General features: G+C 72.6%; 14 protein-coding genes. 6 read left to right on the top strand and 8 right to left on the bottom strand.

Going from position 1 to position 15,365, the window contains the following annotated elements; genetic code table 11:
- Nucleotides 1-11: 11 nt before the first annotated feature.
- Both OG206_RS10680 and OG206_RS10685 read right to left on the bottom strand, forming a co-directional pair.
- Complete coding sequence (locus OG206_RS10680; RefSeq protein ID WP_327114683.1) at nt 12-1,211, bottom strand: NAD(P)/FAD-dependent oxidoreductase; 1,200 nt, start codon at nt 1,209-1,211, stop codon at nt 12-14.
- Between the two features lie 123 nt (nt 1,212-1,334).
- Nucleotides 1,335-2,180 (bottom strand): SDR family oxidoreductase, encoded by an 846-nt coding sequence (locus tag OG206_RS10685; RefSeq protein ID WP_327114685.1) that lies wholly within the window; start codon nt 2,178-2,180, stop codon nt 1,335-1,337.
- Between the two features lie 241 nt (nt 2,181-2,421).
- On the opposite strand from OG206_RS10685, the gene OG206_RS10690 reads away from it, so the two are divergent.
- Genes OG206_RS10690 through OG206_RS10700 form a run of 3 tightly spaced genes read left to right on the top strand, consistent with a single transcriptional unit; the run spans nt 2,422 to nt 5,340 of the window.
- Complete coding sequence (locus OG206_RS10690) at nt 2,422-3,936, top strand: amino acid adenylation domain-containing protein (RefSeq protein WP_327114687.1); 1,515 nt, start codon at nt 2,422-2,424, stop codon at nt 3,934-3,936.
- 35 nt (nt 3,937-3,971) lie between these two features.
- Nucleotides 3,972-4,745: an SDR family NAD(P)-dependent oxidoreductase gene (locus OG206_RS10695; protein ID WP_327114689.1), complete on the top strand. Its 774-nt coding sequence runs from the start codon at nt 3,972-3,974 to the stop codon at nt 4,743-4,745.
- Nucleotides 4,746-4,797: 52 nt separating this feature from the next.
- Nucleotides 4,798-5,340, top strand: coding sequence for a VOC family protein (locus OG206_RS10700; protein WP_327114691.1), 543 nt, complete (start codon nt 4,798-4,800; stop codon nt 5,338-5,340).
- Between the two features lie 71 nt (nt 5,341-5,411).
- Here OG206_RS10700 and OG206_RS10705 read toward each other — a convergent pair whose 3' ends face one another.
- The 3 genes from OG206_RS10705 to OG206_RS10715 form a co-directional block, all read right to left on the bottom strand.
- A complete protein-coding gene (locus tag OG206_RS10705; protein ID WP_327114693.1) occupies nt 5,412-6,614 on the bottom strand; it encodes a cytochrome P450 in 1,203 nt (400 codons plus the stop codon).
- A gap of 133 nt (nt 6,615-6,747) precedes the next feature.
- Nucleotides 6,748-8,175: an alpha/beta fold hydrolase gene (locus OG206_RS10710; protein WP_327114696.1), complete on the bottom strand. Its 1,428-nt coding sequence runs from the start codon at nt 8,173-8,175 to the stop codon at nt 6,748-6,750.
- A 21-nt stretch (nt 8,176-8,196) separates the two neighbouring features.
- Nucleotides 8,197-9,684, bottom strand: a complete 1,488-nt coding sequence (locus OG206_RS10715) for an MFS transporter (protein ID WP_327114698.1) — start codon at nt 9,682-9,684, stop codon at nt 8,197-8,199.
- Between the two features lie 201 nt (nt 9,685-9,885).
- Here OG206_RS10715 and OG206_RS10720 point away from each other — a divergent pair, with 201 nt between their 5' ends.
- Genes OG206_RS10720 through OG206_RS10730 form a run of 3 tightly spaced genes read left to right on the top strand, consistent with a single transcriptional unit; the run spans nt 9,886 to nt 12,075 of the window.
- On the top strand, nt 9,886-10,209 hold the full coding sequence (locus tag OG206_RS10720) for a 2Fe-2S iron-sulfur cluster-binding protein (RefSeq protein ID WP_327114700.1): 324 nt from the start codon (nt 9,886-9,888) through the stop codon (nt 10,207-10,209).
- Entirely contained in the window at nt 10,209-11,513 is a 1,305-nt protein-coding gene (locus OG206_RS10725; RefSeq protein ID WP_327114702.1) for an NAD(P)/FAD-dependent oxidoreductase, read from the top strand. The genes OG206_RS10720 and OG206_RS10725 overlap by 1 nt, the downstream gene beginning before the upstream one ends.
- Entirely contained in the window at nt 11,506-12,075 is a 570-nt protein-coding gene (locus tag OG206_RS10730) for a hypothetical protein (protein WP_327114704.1), read from the top strand. The genes OG206_RS10725 and OG206_RS10730 overlap by 8 nt, the downstream gene beginning before the upstream one ends.
- 174 nt (nt 12,076-12,249) lie before the next feature.
- On the opposite strand, the gene OG206_RS10735 is transcribed toward OG206_RS10730, so the two are convergent.
- The 3 genes from OG206_RS10735 to OG206_RS10745 form a co-directional block, all read right to left on the bottom strand.
- The gene (locus tag OG206_RS10735; protein WP_327114706.1) at nt 12,250-13,515 is read right to left on the bottom strand and encodes a cytochrome P450; all 1,266 of its coding nucleotides are present in this window, start codon (nt 13,513-13,515) and stop codon (nt 12,250-12,252) included.
- A 159-nt stretch (nt 13,516-13,674) separates the two neighbouring features.
- Nucleotides 13,675-14,811: a hydrolase gene (locus tag OG206_RS10740; protein ID WP_327114708.1), complete on the bottom strand. Its 1,137-nt coding sequence runs from the start codon at nt 14,809-14,811 to the stop codon at nt 13,675-13,677.
- The gene (locus tag OG206_RS10745) at nt 14,808-15,299 is read right to left on the bottom strand and encodes an SRPBCC domain-containing protein (protein ID WP_327114710.1); all 492 of its coding nucleotides are present in this window, start codon (nt 15,297-15,299) and stop codon (nt 14,808-14,810) included. Before OG206_RS10745 ends, OG206_RS10740 begins: the two co-directional genes overlap by 4 nt.
- Nucleotides 15,300-15,365: the final 66 nt, after the last annotated feature.

Raw genomic sequence — 15,365 nt, forward strand, 5'->3', positions numbered from 1 at the left:
CGCGGTCGGCGTCATGCCGCCTCGGTCTCGAGCCGGCTGTGCAGTTCCTCGTCGTACAGCTCGTCGACGGACATGCCGCCGGCGGCCACCGCGAAGTAGCGCTCCGTCAGGTCCTGGGACCCGCTGACCATGCGGAGCATCGCCATCCGGTCGGGTGTGACCTCCAGGCGGCTCACGAACAGGGTGTTGCGGTAGCCCTCGAAGAGCTCGTCCTGGAGCTCCTCCCCGTACTTCCGCAGCCCTTCGGCGAGCCGCGCCGGGTCATCGAGCACGCCGCCGACCGACGCGGCCAGCAGATCGGCCTGCAGGAAGGCGTCGCTGATGCCGCGCGCGGTGATCGAGTCCTTGTGGTGTGCGGCGTCACCGACGAGCGCCCAGCCGGGGCCGGCCGGGGTGCGGAAGAAGTTCTGCTGGTCCCCGGTGCCGCGCAGCCGTTCGACGCGTTCGCCGCCGTCCATCGCCCGCGCGTACAGGTCCGGCGCGGTGGTGCGGATGTTCTCCAGGTAGTGCTCCAGCGCGTCGCCGCGCACCTGGTGGAACTCCGCCTGCGGGAAGTAGGCGGCGATCAGGGTGGCGTCGTCGTTGGTCGGTATCGCGCCGATCCAGCGGCCGGGGCGCTCGTACAGCTCGAACTGGGACTTGATGCCCTGCCAGTAGGTGAAGTAGATGCAGGACATGAGCGGGTCCTGGACCGTGTACGGGGCGTCGACGGCCTTGGCCACCGCCGACCGCATCCCGTCCGCACCCACCACGAGGCGTGCCCGCTCCTCGACCGGCTTGCCGTCCGCCGAGCGGCACTTGACCCCGACGACGCGGTCCCCGTCGAAGACGAGACCGGACACGGAGCAGCCGTCCCGGAACTCCGCACCGGCGGCAACGGCCGCGTCGACCAGGATCTGGTCCAGCAGGTACCGGCGCGGTGCGTACGCGGCCGACTGTCCCTCGTGCGGGACGGTGCCGCCGTCCAGCCGGACGTCCTCGACCTGGTAGACGGTCCTGTCCAGCGCCGGGCAGCCGGTTGCGCGGACCGCGTCCAGCACCCCCCAGCGGGCGAGCCGCGCGATACCGGGCTGGTGGATGTAGTGCGTGGAGAGCGTGTCACTGGGGAACCGCGCCCGGTCGACGAGCAGCACCCGATGGCCCGCCCGCGCCAGGAGCAGAGCGGAGGCGGCACCCGCGACGCGAGCCCCCACCACGATGACGTCGTACATTCCGGACCTCCAAGTCACGGACATGCCCCTCGGTTCGACGGTGGGCCGGGCGGACGACGCCGGCCCACCGGCTTAGGAGCAATCTGAGGGCACCTTCGCAGTCTCTTCTTGAGACCCGCTCGATCAGTCCTGGGCGGCGAACGCGCCGAGGTTCTCCCCGGCCCACTGGCGGAAGGTCCGCGCCGGCCGTCCGGTGATGCGTTCCACGGTGTCCAGGGTCGCGGCAGGCCGCCCGACCCCCGCGGCCCACTGGCCGAGGAGCGAGGCGAGGATCGGCGCGGGGACGAACCGGCCCATCCGCTCGACCGCCTGGTCCCGGGTGAGTTCCCGCACCGGGATCTCGCGTCCGAGGAGTTCCCCGAGGATGCCGAGCTGCTCACGGAAGGTCAGCGACTGCGGTCCGGAGAGGGTGAGGGTCCGGCCCACGAGCGTCTCGTCGGCCAGGGCGGCCGCGGCGACGTCGGCGATGTCGCCCTCGTGGATGGGCGCGGTGTGGGCGTGCGTGTACGGCAGTTCGACGGGCTCTCCCCTGCGGATGGCGTCACTCCACCCGAACGCGTTGCCGTCGAAGGCACCCGGCCGCAGCACGGTGCCCGGCAGCGCCGACTCGGCGAGCGCGTCCTCGACGGCCGCGTGGAGCAGGGCCAGGGCGTCGGTCTCGGCGTCGGGGCCGCCGACCGTGGACGAGGACAGCAGGACGACGTGCCGGACCCCTGCCCCGGCCGCGGCGGCGAAGAGGTCCTTGGCGCCTTCGGACTCGGCGTACAGGAACACCTTTTCCACGCCGTCGAGGGCGGCATCGAAGGTGTCCGGCTCGTTCAGGTCCAGCCGGACGGTGTCCACTCCGGCCGGAACGCTCAACTCCCCGGGCGTGCGGCCGGATGCGCGCAGGGTGTGGCCCGCGGCGTGCAGGCGGTCGAGGACGCGGCGGCCGACGTTGCCGCGTGCCCCGGTTACGAGAATGGTCACGGTGGTACTCCCGTCGAGTGCGGTACCGGCCCGGATGGTGGGGTGGCTGACGGAGACCGTCGGCCCTACGGGCCTGTCCGGCGGAACGGGGCCGGACGGGCCCTAAGCGGAGCCGGCAATTCAGTGAACAGGGGCGCCCTCGCGCGCGCCTTGACCCGAGCGAGGACGTGGCCGGTTCCACCGGCATTCGAGCCGGTTCGCGGACCCTGCCGCCCCGGGCACCTCGAGAGGAGACAGGCCGATGACATCGGTAGTCGCAGCGTTTCGCCGTCGGGCCGCCGACGCCCCCGACACCGTGGCGGTCTCCGCCGGTGACGACCACCTGACCTACGCCGGGCTCGACCGCTGGGCGCGAGAGGTGTCGCGGGAGCTCACGGACGGTGCGGGGGCGACGGCGGGCGACCGGATCGCCGTCTGCCTGGAGCGCTCCCCCGAACTCGTCGCCGCACTGCTCGGCGTGCTGGGGGCCGGCGCGGCGTTCGTCCCCATCGGCCTCGACGACCCGGCCGCACGGGTGGCCGAGGTGTTCGCGGACGCGGAGGTACGTGCCGTCCTGTGCGAGCCGGACGATGCCGGCCGCTTCTCGGCGTACGGCATCCCGGTCCTGCGTGTGCCGGCCCGCCCCGCGGCGGACCGTCCGCTGCCGCCGGAGACCGCCGGGGTCCGGCCCGGCGACCTCGCCTATCTGATGTACACCTCGGGGTCCACCGGCCGCCCGAAGGCCGTCATGGTCGAGCACCGCAACATCACCAACCTGGTGACGGACCCCAACTACGTGGAGCTGGGCGCCGACGACCGGATCCTGCAGCTCGCGCCCGTCGCCTTCGACGCCGCCACGTTCGAGATCTGGGGCGCTCTCCTCAACGGGGCCCGGCTGGTGCTCGCCCCGCCGCGGCAGATCCAGGCGGAGGAGCTCGGCGCCCTGCTGCGCGACGAGGGCATCACCGTGCTCTGGCTGACGGCCGCGCTCTTCCACCGGCAGATCGATGTGGACGTCAAGGCGTTCGGCGGGCTGCGCACGGTGCTGGCCGGCGGCGACGTGCTCTCCGTCCCGCACATCCGCGAGCTGCAGGCCGCGGTGCCAGGCTGCGCGATCGTCAACGGCTACGGGCCGACGGAGACCACCACGTTCGCCGTCTGCCACCGGATCGGCGCACACGAGGACCTCGGCCACTCCGTGCCGATCGGCACGCCGCTGCAGAACGTCGACGTCCGTATCGTCGGCGACTCCGGCCTGCCGCTGCCCGACGGCGTATCCGGCGAGCTGTGGATCGGCGGCGCGGGAGTGTCCCGGGGGTACTGGCGGCGCCCCGACCTCACCGACAAGGCCTTCGTCACCGCCCCCTGGGACAGCGCGGCCGGGCGGTTCTACCGCAGCGGCGACCTGGCCAGGCGGCGCCCCGACGGGGTCATCGAGTTCCTCGGCCGCAACGACGACCAGTTCAAGCTGCGGGGCTTCCGTATCGAGCCCGGTGAGCTCGAGAGCGTCCTCGCCGGCCATCCGCAGGTGCGCGGCGCCGCGGTCGGCGTCCGGGAGAGCCACCTGGGCGACCGCCGGCTGGTGGCATGGGTCGTACCGGAGGCCGACACCCTCGACCGGCGCGCCCTGCGCTCGTATCTGCGCGAGCGCGTGCCCGAGCACATGATCCCCGCGGCCTTCGTCTCGCTGGCCGAGCTGCCCATCACGGCAAACGGCAAGGCGGACCGCAAGGCGCTGCCCGCCCCCGACTGGACGTCGAAGTCCATCTACGTCTGATCCCCCTCTCCCGAGCCGATCCGAAAGGACGGAGCATGACCAACCATCCGTTCACCAACCAGTACGTCGTGGTCACGGGCGGTGCCACCGGCATCGGCCGTGCCACCGCCCTCGACTTCGCCAAGCAGGGTGCCGCGGGCGTGATCGTCACCGGGCGCCGGGCCGACCGGCTCGCCGAGGTGGCGGCACTGCACCCGGCCATCGTCCCGGTCCGCGCCGATGTGAGCACGCAGAGCGGCGCGGACGCGGTCGCCGAGGCGGTCGGCGAGCTGGGCGGCTCCCTCGACGTCCTGGTGCACAACGCCGGGATCCATACCATCGGCGCGGCCGGCAGCATCGACACGGACGCGGCCCGAGAGCTGTTCGACGTCAACGTGCTCGGCACCGTGATCCTCACCAACCGGCTCCTCCCTGCGCTCCGTTCGCCGGGCGGCAGCATCGTGTTCGTCACCAGCCCGGCAGGCCACAACCCGACTCCGATGGCCTCGGTGTACGCGGCGAGCAAGGCAGCGGTGAACACCTTCACCCGCTCCTGGGCACTGGAGCTGGCCCCGAAGGGCATCCGGGTGAACGCGGTCGCTCCGGGCTGGGTGCGCACCGAGGTCTACGAGAGCCACGGCATGCCCCCCGAGCAGGTGGACGAGCTCTTCGCGCAGGCGGCGAAGAGCGTGCCGCTGGGAGTGACGGGCGTGCCCGAGGACGTGTCGCAGTGGATCACGCTGCTCGCCGCGCCGAGCAGCGCGTGGGTGACGGGCCAGATCCTCACGATGGACGGCGGCGCCGATCTCGTACGCGCGAAGCAGGTCTGAGGGCATCCGGGCCCACGGAACCGAACCCGAAGAAGGAAAGGACGGCACACCGATGTCGCAGACAGCGGACCGGCAGGACGGCAGTCCCGCACCCGGCCCGGTGCTCAGCCCCGAGGCCCTGTTCCACACCGGTCTGGTCGTGGAGGACCTGGACCTGGCGATGAAGACGCTGAGCGAGCTGGCGGGCTACCGCTGGACCAGCGTGATGGAGCTCCAGGTGACGGCGCGCACCCCGGGCGGCCTCCAGCACGGCGACCAGCGTTTCGTGCTCTCGCTGGAGGAGCCGCGGCTCGAACTCGTCGAGGCCATCCCGGGCACCGTCTGGGTGTCCGACGGCAGCAACGGGGCCCATCACGTGGGCTACTGGGCCGAGAACGACCGGATCGAGGCCACCTCCGCGGCACTCGTGGAACTCGGCTTCGAGGTGGAGGCCTCCAACGACACCGAGGCGGACGGCACCCTGATGTGGGTCTACCACCGCGGTCTGGGCGGCATCCGGGTCGAGCTGCTGAACACCCTGATGAAGCCGTCCATGGACGCCTGGATCGCCGGCGCCGACCCCGCCGAGGTGCAGCAGGACGCGCCCGTCGGCTGACGGCGTTCCCCCGCGCAGCAGTCGAGCCCCCGCCCTGTGACGGGCGGGGGCTCGACTGCTGCGGTCCTGGATCAGGTTCCCCAGGTGACCGGCAGGGTCTCCAGGGCGTGGTTGATCCCGCCCAGGTGCCAGGGGACCTCACTCTCGGGCACGGCGAGCCGGAGGTCGGGGAAGCGCCGTACCAGGCCGTCGATGGCGATCTCCAGTTCCATCCGGGTCAGTTGCTTGCCCAGGCACAGGTGCATGCCGTGGCCGAACGAGAGATGCGGGTTGTGGGAGCGGCCGAGGTCGAGGCGGTCCGGGTCGGGGAAGACCCTCTCGTCACGGTTGGCCGAGGAGATGGCGATCACCACGGCGTCCCCCTTGGCGATCTTCATCCCGCCGAGCTCCAGGTCCTCCACGGCGATGCGCGGGTTGCCGGCCGAGTCCGTGGAGAAGAGGTTGACGTGCCGCAGCAGTTCCTCGACCGCCTTCGGGATCCGGGAGCGGTCCTCGGCCAGCCAGTTCCACTGGTCGCGGTGGTGCGCGATGAGCGCCAGGACGGAGCTGGCGAGCTGGTTGGCCGTGGTGTCGAAGCCTGCCCCGATCAGGGTGAAGGCGAAGGTCACCAGCTCCGTCTCGCTGAGCCGGTCCCCGCTGTCCCTGGCCGTGATCAGATCCGACAGCAGGTCCTGGGTGGGGTTCTCGCGCTTCTCCGCGACGACCTCGACCATGTACTCGTTCAGCTTGGCCAGGCCGTTGACGGAGTCCGAGTCCTCGCCCTGGTCGTCGACGGTGACGAAGTCCCGCGCGTTGGCGGCGAACAGCCGCAGGACCCTCATCGGCACACCCAGCAGCTCACCGATGACGGTCAGCGGCATGGGCACGGTGAACCGCTCCACCAGGTCGACCGGTCCGCCGGACGCGGCGAGGCCGTCGAGCATCCCGTCGGCGATCCGCTGGATGCCCGGCCTCATCTGCTCGATGCGCCGTGCGGTGAACGCCCCGGCCGCGAGCCGGCGCAGCCGGGCGTGCTCGGACCCGTCCATGGAAATGATCATTTCGGGCGTCGAGGTCATCGCCCCGCCGATCCGGGGTGCGCCGGGCTTCACGGTCTCGGCCCGGCTCAGCCGGGGATCCGCCAGTGCCTCCCGGGCCTCGTCGTAGGCGGTCACGAGCCAGGCGTCCACGCCGCCCTCGGTACGCACCCGTACGACCGGCTGCCCGGCCCGCAGCCCGGCGTACTGCGGGGCGGGGCAGCGGTAGGACGAGCCGGCGAGGGGGAACACCTTCATGTCCCGGTCCTCATCGGTCACTGACTCGCTCCCGTACTCGGTCACGGACACAACAGCACCTCCACAGTTGACACGGTTGCGCGGCACCGTAGAAGGCGCTGCTGGACACGGGGTTGCTTCGGACTCGACCCGCTCAGGCCGCGTCCGCCGGAACGTCCGGACGCGGGGTGCGGCCCGGGACACAAGAGCGTGCGGGCGGCAGGGTGCCGTCCACGAGATAGCGGTGCACGACGGCGTCGACGTGCGGGTTGCCGCCCAGCACGTACACCTCGTGCTCTCCCGAGTCCTGGACGGTGAGCAGGTGGTGGCCGACCAGTTCGGCCATGGCCACACCGCCGTCGTAGTGGTCCATGGGGTCGCCGTCGGCCTGCACGATCAGGCCGGCGGCGTAGCCGTCGCGGGTGATCCGCACCGGCTCCTCGGCGGCCTCGAAGGTGCGGAAGGCACCCACCCACGGCGAGGCCCGGAGCACCCCGTAGCCGTACGGGAACCGCTTACGGAACTCCCGCATGTCCTGGTAGTAGACCTCCAGGTCGGACGGCCAGGCGTGCTCCAGCGTGATGGCCTCCAGGACGCCGACGCGCAGGTCGCCCTCGCTGTCCGCGGGCCGCCAGGTGCCCTGTTCGGCGAGCAGTTCGCGGCAGGCGTCCGGGTCGCCCTCGCGGGCCGCCCGGTGCACGCCGGCGACCAGGACGGCGAGGGTGGCCCACTGGCCGCGGTCGGCCGCCCGGTTGCCCACGGCCCCGTCGAACAGGGTCCGCAGCCTCACGGCGTCCTGCGGCAGCGACTCCAGGGCGGCGACCGCCTCCTCCACGGTGGTGAGCACCTGCTCGGCCGAGGCGCCGACGGCGAAGCCGGCGTGCCGCTCGCCGGTCCAGCGGGCCCACAGGTCGACGTTGCGCTGGACGGCGTCGCCCTGCTGGAGGAACTGCTCGCGCCACGTCCACTGCGGGCCGACGCAGGAGTCCAGGACCAGCCGGTCCAGGCCGGCCGGGAAGAGGCTGCCGTAGACGGCACCGACGTAGGCGCCGTACGCGTACCCGACGAAGCTGATCCGCTCCTCGCCGAGCACGGCACGGATCACGTCCATGTCCCGGGCGGTGTTGGGGGTGCTGATATGCGGGCGCAGGTCCCCGCCGCCCCGTGCGCAGGCCTCCTCGCGCAGCCGCATGTCCTCGGCCAGTCCGGCGAACACGGTGTCCGGCGGCCGGGAGTCGAACGGCTGCGCGGGGACGGACACTTCGGCGTACAGCCGGGTCGATCCGGCGGTGCCGCGCGGGTCGAAGCCGATGAGGTCGTAGACCTCCTCCAGGGGGGTTCCGGCGAACTTGCCGGGCAGTCCGAGGCCGTGCCCCCAGTCGCCGCCGGGGCCGCCGTTGACGGCCAGCAGGACACCGCGCCGGCGCGCCGGGTCGGTGGCGCGGCGGCGGCTCAGGGCGAGTGTGATCCGCTCGCCCCCGGGGTCGGTGTAGTCGCGGGGGACCTCGATCGTCGCATGCTCGGTCCGGTCGTCGTCCGATGCGGGCGACCATGCCGGCCGCTGTGTGTGGAACTCGCTCACCACCGCAAACCTCCGTTCTCGTCAGGGCGCCAGACTCGTAGCTGTGCCTCGAGGGGTACTGGAACGTTCCCGGACCGGCACGAACAGCGCCGCCACCAGTCCGGCCACGGCGAACAGGGCCGCCCAGGTGAGCGCCAGTCCGTAGCCGGAGGCGAGGGCGTCCGTGGTGTCCGCCCCGGCGGAGACGCGGGCGTCGACGCGGGCGGCGGACAGCGCGGCCAGGGTCACCAGACCGGCCGCGCTGCCGAGCTGCCGGGTGGTGTTGAGCAGCCCGGAGGCGAGCCCGGCCTGATGGGCGGGGAGTCCGGCGGTGGCGGCGTTCGTCGTGGCGTTGAGCACCGCGCCCATACCGAGGCCGAGGAGCACGGCGGGGCCCAGCACGTCCACGGTGTACGTGGCGCCCGCGTCCAGCCGGGCGAGCCAGAACAGTGCGACGGCGGACAGCGCGAGGCCGCCGAGCAGGACCGGGCGCGGTCCGGTGCGGGGAACGACCGAGGCGATGCCCCAGCCGCCGAGCGCCATGCCCAGGGACAGGGGCAGATAGCTCAGGCCGGTGACCAGCGGGCTGTAGCCGAGCACCTGTTGGAGCAGCAGGGTGAAGAAGTAGAAGGTGCTGAAGAGCGCGGCGATGCCGAAGAAGGCGACAAGGTTGGCGGCGGCCACGGAACGGTTGCGGAAGGTCTTGAGCGGCACCAGGGGGTGCCGGGCGAACCGTGCCTGGATCACCAGGAAGGCGGCGAGCAGCGCGGCGCCGGCCAGCAGCGGTCCGAGCACCCGCACGGAACCCCAGCCGTGCACATGCGACTCCGAGACCCCGTACACGGTGCCCATCAGCCCGAGCGTGACCGTGACGGCACCGGGGAGGTCGAGCCTGCGGTGGGCACGCCCCTCGCCCTTCGGCCGGGTCTCCGGTACGACCCAGCGGACGGCGGCGAGCAGGGCGATCCCGATGGGGACGTTGATCAGGAAGATCCACCGCCAGGAGAACCACTCGGTGATCACACCGCCGGCCAGCACCCCGATCGCCCCGGCCGTCCCGGATACGGCGCTCCACCAGCCGTAGGCCCGTGCCCGTGCGCCCGGTTCGGTGAAGGTCGTGCCGAGCACGGTGAGCGTGGCGGGCGCCATGACGGCGGCTCCGAGCCCCTGGAAGGCGCGGGCGAGGATCAGCGTGCCCGGGGCGTCGGCCATTCCGCCGACCGCGCTGGCGAGCGTGAACAAGGCGACTCCGCACAGGAAGATCCTGCGCTGGCCGAACAGGTCCGCGAGCCGTCCGCCCAGCAGCAGGAAGCCGCAGACCACCACGGTATAGGCGTTGTTGACGAGCTGCAGGTTGTGCCGGTCGAAGTCCAGGTCCCCCGCGATGACGGGCAGCGCCACGTTCACCACCGAGGCGTCGAGCACGTTCATGAACTGGCCCAGACAGCAGGCGACGAGCACCAGTCCGGTCCGGGGGGCGGCCCTGCCGGGCGGGGCGGGCGTCTGTCGCGTCCGATCGGTCACAGTCATGCGGGCACGCTGCGCCCCTTCGATGGACTGCCGCCGGACCGCGTGTCGACGCGCGCTCGAGCGCGGGTCCGCCCCCATGGGGCGCCGGGGTCGCGCGGGCCGGCGCGCGAGATCCCCTCCACCGGGAATGCAGGGATGTATCCCACAGTCCGGTGCCGTACTTCCGCACGGCCGGCCGACATTCCACGAGGAGAGCTCGCCATGGCCAAGATCACCTACAAGCATCCGAACGGTACCGTCACCATCGTCGACGTCCAGGCGCCCAACACGGTCATGCGCGGTGCGAAGCTCAACAACGTCGACGGCATCGAGGCCCAGTGCGGCGGCTCCGCCCAGTGCGGCACCTGCCATGTGTACGTCGACGAGGCGAACACGCTGCCGCTGCCCGAGATGGACTCCGTCGAGGACGACGTGCTGTACGGCACCGCCTGCGAGCGCACCGAGTTCAGCCGGCTGAGCTGCCAGTTGCCCGTCGGTGACGAGATCGACGGACTGCTGGTCCACCTGCCCGAGGCGCAGAGCTGATGGCCGCGCACGCGGTCGTCGTGGTCGGCGCGGGCCAGGCGGGGTTCGAAACGGCCTGCGCCCTTCGCAGCCGGGGCTTCCGGGGCCGGATCACGCTTATCGGCGACGAGCCGCCCGGGCCGTCCTACCGGCCGCCGCTGTCCAAGGGCTACTTGGCGGGCACGGTGGCGGCCGAGGAGATCGCGCTGCGGCCCCCGTCGTTCTACACCGAACAGGACATCGAGCTGCTGCCCGGCGACCGGGTGGCCTCCCTCGACCGCGAGCGGCGCACCGTCCTCCTGGAGTCCGGACTGCGGCTGCCGTACGACAACCTCGTCCTGGCCACCGGTTCCCGGCCCCGTAGCCTGCCCGTGCCCGGCGCCTCGCTGACCGGGGTGCTGTCGCTGCGCGGCCTGGCCGACGCCGAGGACCTGCGGCTGCGGCTCAGCGGGCCGCCCCGCAGACTCGTCGTGGTCGGCGCCGGCTTCATCGGCCTGGAGGTGGCGGCGACCGCCCGCGGCCTCGGCCACGACGTGACGGTGGTGGAGGCCCAGCCCCGGGCCCTGGCCCGCGCGCTCACCCCCACGACGTCGGACCGGATCGTCGCCGAGCACCGCGAGCGGGGCGTACGCGTCCTGCTGGGGCGCGAGGTGACCGCACTCTTCGGCGACGCCGAGGGCCGGGTCCAGGTCATGGAGCTGGACGGCGGCGAGCGGATCGCCGCGGACCTCGTCGTGGTCGGCGTCGGCGTCCTGCCGAACATCGAACTGGCTCTCGCCGCGGACCTGCTCGTCGGTGACGGCGTCGTCGTGGACGCGCAGCTGCGCACCAGCGACCCTGACATCTTCGCCCTCGGTGACTGCGCGCGCTTCCCGAGCCCGCGCGCGGGCCGCCATGTCCGGGTTGAGTCCGTCCAGAACGCCTCCGACCAGGCCAAGTGCGTGGCCGCCGCTGTCTGCGGCGAGCCCTACGCGTACACCGCCGTGCCCTGGTTCTGGTCCGAGCAGTACGCGCTGCGGCTGCAGATCGCGGGGCTGACGGCGCCCCACGACGAGACGGTCACCGTCGGCGACCTCGCCGACGGGAAGTTCTCCGTCTTCTGCTTCCGCGGGGGCCGGCTGACCGGCGTCGAGTCGGTGAACCGTCCCGCGGACCACGGCATTGCCCGGCGCCTGCTCACGGCCGGCACCGATCTGTCGCCCGGGACCGTCCGCGAGCCGGGCTTCGACCTCAAGAGACTCCCCCGCACCCCCACCACCCCCACCACCCCCACAGCTTCACCGTCCCGCACAACCATCCAGGAAAGGCTGTCCGTCCATGCCTGAAACCACGTCGGCGCCCGCGGGCGCGACCACCGGGGCCGATACCGCCCGGCGTCGGCCTCCGCGTCCGATCACCCTGAGAGTCCTCGGCGTCTGGCTGGCCGTACTCGCGGTCCTGGCCGGTGTCGGCACCGCGTCGGCCACGGCCGGCGAGACGTCCAGGCACCACGTCGGAGCCGTGTCGCTGGCCGGAACCTGGGACCTCACGGTGACCGTCCACACCCCTGACGGCGATTCCGTCGCCCACTCCCGCTTCGTCTTCCGCGCCGACCACCAGCTGACGGTCGAGGGGCCGGCCGACGAGAACGGTGCGCCCCAGTTCGCCGGCAGCGGCTTCTGGAGCGACAAGAACAACGGCACGTTCGCCTTCTACGTCACGCACCCGCCGGGCCCGCCGGGATCCCCGTACCCGGGCAAGGTGGAGGCGGTGCACATGGGGCGGATATCGGGGCAGCGGTTCGTCTCCCGGGCGTACGCCTTCGTCACCCCCGACGCGACCGCCGGCCCCCAGGGGCCGATCGACGTGGACGCCACCGCCGTCCGGGTGTCCTCCGCGGCCGGCTGACCCGGCTCCGGCCTCCTGCCCGCGCGCCCGCCTCCCGCTCCCCCGAGCGGAAGGCGGGCGCGGCTCGTGCTGCGCGGAGGTGCGCGGGCACGGAACGGCCCCGGCCCCCTCGTCCTTCTTCTTGTCCGTGAAGGACGACGAGGGGGCCGGGGCCGTTCCGGTGTGTCCGCCGGGTCAGTTGCCCCGGACGACCGGGAGACTGGTCAGCGTGTGGTTGATCTCCCCTGTGTGCCATGGCAGTTCACTCTCCGGCACCGCGAGCTTCAGGTCCGGGAAACGCCGCACGAGGCCCTCGATGGCGATCTCCATCTCCATGCGCCCCAGGTGCTTGCCCAGGCAGTAGTGCATCCCGTGGCCGAAGGAGATGTGCGGGTTGCGCTCGCGGCCGAGGTCGAGCCGGTCGGGCTCGTCGAAGACCTCGGGGTCGCGGTTGGCGGACGCCAGGGACAGCAGGACCGCGTCGCCCTTGGGGATCGTCACGTCGCCGACCTCGATTTCCTCGGCCGCGATGCGGGGGAAGCCCGAGGTGTCGGTGGCGAAGAGGTTGACGTGCCGCAGGAGCTCCTCTACGGCCTTGGGGATGCGGGAGTGGTCCTCGACCAGGTAGCGCCACTGCTCCTGGTGGTCGACCAGCAGGGCGAGCACGGAGTTCGCCAGCTGGTTGGCCGTGGTGTCGAAGCCCGCGCCGATCAGGGTGAATCCGAAGGTGACGAGTTCGGGCTCACTGAGGCGGTCGTCGTCGTCGCGGGCCGCGATTAGCTCGGACAGCATGTCGTCGGAGGGGTCGGCGCGCTTCTCCGCGATGAGCCCCACGATGTACTCGCTCAGCTTGCCCAGGGCGTGCAGTGACGCCTCGCCGCCGGCCCGGTCGTCGACGGTGGCGAAGGCACGCGCCCACTGTTCGAACTCCCGCAGGTCCTCGGCGGGTACGCCCAGGAGCTCCCCGATGACGGTCAGCGGCAGCGGCACCGCGAGCTGCTGGACGAGGTCGACGGTCCCGCCCTTGGCCTCCATGTCGTCCAGGAGCTCGTCCGTGACCCGCTGGACGTTCTCCCGCATCCGCTCCACCCGGCGCATGGTGAAGGCGCCGGCCACCAGTTTGCGCAGCCGGGAGTGCTCGGGCGCGTCCAGGGAGATGATCATCTCCGGGGTGGTGTGCATGGTGCCGCCCACCCGCGGAGCGCCCTCGCCGCAGGCCTGGGCACGGCTGAGCCGGGGGTCGGCGGACAGCCGCCGGACGTCCTCGTACCGCGTGATCAGCCAGGCGTCGACACCGCCCGCCGTGGGCACCTTCACCACCGGCTGTTCGGCGCGCAGCCGGCTGTAGGCGGGCGCGGGACCGCGGTAGCTGGATCCGTCGAAGGGGAAGGTGTGCGCCACCGGGCAGCCGGTGCCCTGGGGCGCCGTCTCCTGGGTGGCTGTCTCCTGGGTGACTGTCACGATGAAACCTCCGCTTGGCGTTACCGGTCGGGGCCAACGTACGTACCGCCGATGGAGGCCAAGTCGCCCGCAACTGGAGCGCTCGGGCCTGTGCCGGGGGACGGGAAGGGGGCGCCCGGGACCTCCCGGACGCCCCCTTCCGCCTCGCGGCGGACGCGTCTACTCCGCGGGGCCGAGCAGCACCGCCGAGTAGTTCTTGCGGGCCGCCGTGTCGTACTGGAGCGCCACGTGGCTGGTCGCGGACGTGACGTCCCGCCAGAACCGCTGCAGCGCGTGCCCCTCCCCGAGGCCGCCGGTGCCGGCCGCGCTCACCAGGAGTGCGACCGCCTCGCACAGGCTCTCCGCGGCGTAGGTGGCGTTGCGCTCGTTGCGCGCCATGTGCTCGGGCGTGAACAGCCGCCGGTCCAGGACCTGGGCGTTCTGCTCCACGAGGCCGCGCGCCGCGTCGATGCGTCCGGAGGCGCGTACGAACGTCAGCTCGGCGGTCTGGTTCCGCCGCCGGCCGGTGACCGATCCGGCCGCGGCCTCCAGGGCGCCTGCCGCCGCCCCGACGACCGGGGCGATGAAGGTGAGTCCGCCGACGGCCTGGAAGGGGACGTTGTGCGAGGGCACACCGGACGTGCTGTTGCGGCCCGTGAGCATGTCGGTCCGGTCGAAGGACAGGTGACCCGGCACGAACACGTCGTCGACGACGACCGTGTGGCTGCCGGTGGCCCGCATGCCGACGCTGTCCCACGTCTCCTGCACGCCGTACGAGCCGCGCGGCAGGGTGAAGAAGCGCAGCTGCGGCGGTCCCTCTCCGCCCCCGACGGCCGCGCAGAGCATGACCCAGTCGGCGAAGTCGATCCCGCTGACGTACGCCCACCGGCCGGTGACGCGCCAGCCGCCGTCGACGGGCCTGGCCCGCCCTGCGGGCATCAGCCCGGTCGCCACGACGGTGTCGGGGCTCGTCCCCCACAGCGCCTGGTGGCCCTCCTCGGGCAGGTGGGCGGCGAAGCGCGCCGAGTACGCGGCGAGCGAGGCGCACCACGCCGAAGCGGCACAGCCCTGGCCGACGGACACGACGGCGCGGGTCAGCTCGTCGAAGGAGCCCTCCGCGCCGCCGAACCGGGCGGCGACGAAGTGCCGGGCGAACCCGGCCTCCCGTATCGCGTCGGTGACCTCGTGGGACAGGACGCGTCCGGTGTCCGCGTCGCCGGCGTGCAGGGCCGCGAGCAGGCGGAGCCGGTCGGCGGCCTCGACGAGCCCGGTCCCCGCCGCGGCCGGGGCCTCGATGACGCCGGTGTCCACGCTCATGCCCCGGCCCCGTCCGCGACGGCCTGCGCGAAGCGCTCCAGCGTCTCGCCCGGGCTCGGCCCGTCGAGCGCCTTGAAGATCCGCTCGGCGCCCGGGCCGTGCCGGTCCAGCTCGACGTGGGCGAGCGACACCTTGGTGTGCTCCGCGTCGACGGCCTCGAAGTCGACCTCGATCCGGCTGGCGCCGTCGTCCGTGGGGATGGACTGCCAGTTGGGGTCGATCCGCCAGGTCATCGCGACCCTCCGGCCAGGCACCCACTCCAGCACCCGGCCCCACGCGATCTCGGTGCCCTCCACGTCCCACTCGTAGTAGCGCCCGCCCACGCCGGCCTCGAAGGCCAGTCCGGCGCGCTCCTTGCGGACCAGGATGTGGCTCGGCGGCCACCAGTCCGCGGGGCGCTCGGTGAAGACCTTGAAGCACTGGTCGGGCGTCGCCGCCACGGTCACCGACTTCCTGACGTCGGGCAGGGTCTGCGTCTGCTCGGGCACGGGGCCTCCTCGCTCCAGCCGGGTGTCCGCCCGGTCGCCGCATCGAATGGAGCCCACGCTGACGGC

It is taken from the genome of Streptomyces sp. NBC_01341, assembly GCF_035946055.1.
Taxonomy (GTDB): Bacteria; Actinomycetota; Actinomycetes; order Streptomycetales; family Streptomycetaceae; genus Streptomyces.